The sequence below is a fragment of the Methylobacterium sp. WL18 genome (genome assembly GCF_008040015.1).
Taxonomy (GTDB): domain Bacteria; phylum Pseudomonadota; class Alphaproteobacteria; order Rhizobiales; family Beijerinckiaceae; genus Methylobacterium; species Methylobacterium mesophilicum.
In genome coordinates, this window is sequence record NZ_VRVD01000624.1 from 1 (window position 1) to 2,759 (window position 2,759).

General features: G+C 67.7%; 3 protein-coding genes. 2 read left to right on the plus strand and 1 reads right to left on the minus strand.

Annotated elements, in window-relative coordinates:
- The first annotated feature begins 152 nt into the window (after positions 1–152).
- Together FV228_RS25995 and FV228_RS26000 are read left to right on the plus strand one after the other, a co-directional pair.
- Complete coding sequence (locus FV228_RS25995; RefSeq protein ID WP_147857178.1) at positions 153–785, plus strand: cyclic nucleotide-binding domain-containing protein; 633 nt, start codon at positions 153–155, stop codon at positions 783–785.
- 153 nt (positions 786–938) lie between these two features.
- Positions 939–1,238 carry a GIY-YIG nuclease family protein gene (locus FV228_RS26000; protein ID WP_147857179.1) on the plus strand — a complete coding sequence of 100 codons (300 nt, stop codon included), beginning with the start codon at positions 939–941 and terminating at the stop codon, positions 1,236–1,238.
- Positions 1,239–1,332: 94 nt separating this feature from the next.
- On the opposite strand, the gene FV228_RS26005 is transcribed toward FV228_RS26000, so the two are convergent.
- Positions 1,333–2,331, minus strand: a complete 999-nt coding sequence (locus tag FV228_RS26005; RefSeq protein WP_147857180.1) for a D-glycerate dehydrogenase — start codon at positions 2,329–2,331, stop codon at positions 1,333–1,335.
- Positions 2,332–2,759: the final 428 nt, after the last annotated feature.

A 2,759-nucleotide genomic window follows, 5' to 3' on the forward strand; every position in this document is an offset into this window, starting at 1 on the left:
TACGAGGAGGGCACCCGCGCCGCCGCGGCTGCCGCCGAGCGTATCCGCGCGGGCACAGGCTGAGGCGCGCGCGCACAGCCCGCGGCCGCGCGGCTTGCCGGAGCCCAGCGGGACGGGCATCCCGCTCAAGCTCGGACATGGTGGAGGCGCGCGTGGATTGGATAGAGGCGATCGGCTACCTCGGTACCGCGCTGACCATCTCGGCCTCGGCGATGAGCACCATGATCCCGCTGCGGATCATCTCGCTCTGCGCCAGCTGCGCGGTGATCACCTACGGGATCCTGATCGGCAGCATGCCGGTGGTGCTCACCGAGGCTATCCAGATCCCGTTCAACGCCTACCGCCTCTGGCAGATGATGCGGCTGGTGCGCGACGTCGAGACCGCCGCCGACGGCAACCTCTCGCTCGAATGGCTGCGCCCGTTCGGGTCGCAGCGCCCATTCGGAATCGGCGAGGTGGTGTTCCGCAAGGGCGAGGAGGCCGGCGAGATGTACTACGTCGAGAGCGGCGCCTTCCGGATCCCGGAGGTCGGGATCGAAGTGCGCAAGGGCGGCATCGTCGGCGAGCTCGGGCTGCTCGCGCCCGGCAACACCCGCACGGCCTCGCTGGTCTGCATCGAGGCCGGCAACGCGCTGTGCGTGTCGTATTCCGACGTGAAGCAGCTCTATTACCAGAACCCGGAATTCGGATTCTACTTCCTCAAGCTCACCAGCGAGCGGCTGTTCCAGAGCGCGCAGAGCAAGACCTCACCGCAGACCTTGGCGGCGGAAAGTGATTTGCTATGATCCAACGCTGGAATCGCTTCGCCCGAAAACACCGTACCCTGTCTTTCCGGGACTCGCCGAAGGCGAGAACCCGGAACCCATAACCGCCGAGGTTGCCTAAACTAGGCGCTGTCGGCTTCGGTTTGGAATTGAAACCGATCAGGCAGATCTGCCGTGGCGTATCACGTCTACCTGCTCGCCAGCCGAAAGCACGGCACCCTCTACGTCGGCGTCACCAACAATCTCGCCCGCCGCGTCCACGAGCATCGGACCGCGGCAAGTCCTGGCTTCACGTCGACCTACGGCGTGACGCGGCTGATCTGGTATGAATCCTACACTTACATCTTGGAGGCGATCGACCGGGAGAAGGCGCTCAAGAAAGGGCGCCGTGACTGGAAGATCCGGCTGATCGAGGATTTTAACCCGGACTGGTCGGACCTCTACCCGACTTTGAGCGGCTGGACCGGATCATAGGCAGACGCGATCGTCCGGCCGCGTTGGCGGCTATGGGTTCCGGGTTCCGCTGCGCGGCCCCGGAAAGACAAAGGCGGTGTTTCCGAGCGTACGCTCAGAGCATGCTCGGCAGGATGCGGTCCGGCGGCCGGTGGCCGTCCATGAAGGTCTTGATGTTGATGATGACCTTCTCGCCCATGTCGGTGCGGCTCTCGTAGGTCGCCGAGCCCATATGCGGCAGCAGCACGACCTTGCCCTGGCGGGCGAGCTTGACGAGGCGCGGGCTCACCGCCGGCTCCTGCTCGAACACGTCGAGGCCGGCCGCCGAGACGTCGCCGGCCTCGATCAGGCGGGCGAGCGCGTTCTCGTCGATCACCTCGCCGCGGGCGGTGTTCACGACGATCGCCTCGGGCTTCAGCAGCTTGAGCCGCCGGGCCGAGAGCAGGTGATAGGTCGCCGGGGTGTGCGGGCAGTTCACCGACACGATGTCGACCCGGGCGAGCATCTGGTCGAGGGATTCCCAGTAGGTTGCGTCGAGCGCGCTCTCGATCGCGGCCGGGACCCGGCGGCGGTTGTGGTAGTGGACTTGCAGGCCGAAGGCGCGGGCGCGCTTGGCCAGCGCCTGGCCGATCCGGCCCATGCCGACGATGCCGAGCCGCTTGCCGGTAATGCGCCGCCCGAGCATCCAGGTCGGCGACCACCCCGTGGTCCAGTCGTCGTCCGGGATGATCCGCGCGCCCTCGGTCACCCGGCGGGCCACCGCGAGGATCAGCGCCATCGTCATGTCGGCGGTGTCCTCGGTCAGGACGCCCGGCGTGTTGGTGACCGTGATGCCGCGCTCCAGGGCGGCGGCCACGTCGATGTGATCGACGCCGTTGCCGAAATTGGCGATCAACCGCAGGTTGGGGCCGGCCTGGGCCAGCAACCCGGCATCGATCTCGTCGGTGACGGTCGGCACCAGCACGTCGGCCTCGCCCAGCGCCGCCGCGAGGGCGTCGGACGGCATCGCGGCATCGTCGTGACTGAGGCGAACGTCGAACAACTCGCGCATCCGCGTCTCGACGGCATCCGGCAGGCGCCGCGTCACGACCACCAGCGGCTTGCGCTTCGACACGTCTCTCTCCCCGTCAGCCTCGCGGCCGTGTTGGCGATCCCCGCCCGGCGGCCCCGTTCCGGACCATCCGTGGCAAGCGTCCGTTAACCGAACTCGGCCAGACAGGTCGGGTGCGAGGCACCGGTCCCGGAGCCTGTTCCGACCCATCGGCCTCTCTACCAGAGGTGGGCTGGAACACAATCGGATGCCGGCGGGATCCGCGCATCGGCGGGCCGTCCCGTCGATATCCTGCGCCCGTCGGGACGCGTCCCGAACGGGACTTGCCGGTTCGAGAGATCTTGCCGGTTCGTAGGATGAATCATCAACCCACCGCGCGGATCGGCCCGAGGCGGTTCCGTACGGCACCACGACCCGGGAAAGGGAGAAGACCATGCGCGCGTCACGCCTGAGCTTCGCCGTCGCGGCGCTCCTGCTGGCCGGCCTCGCCC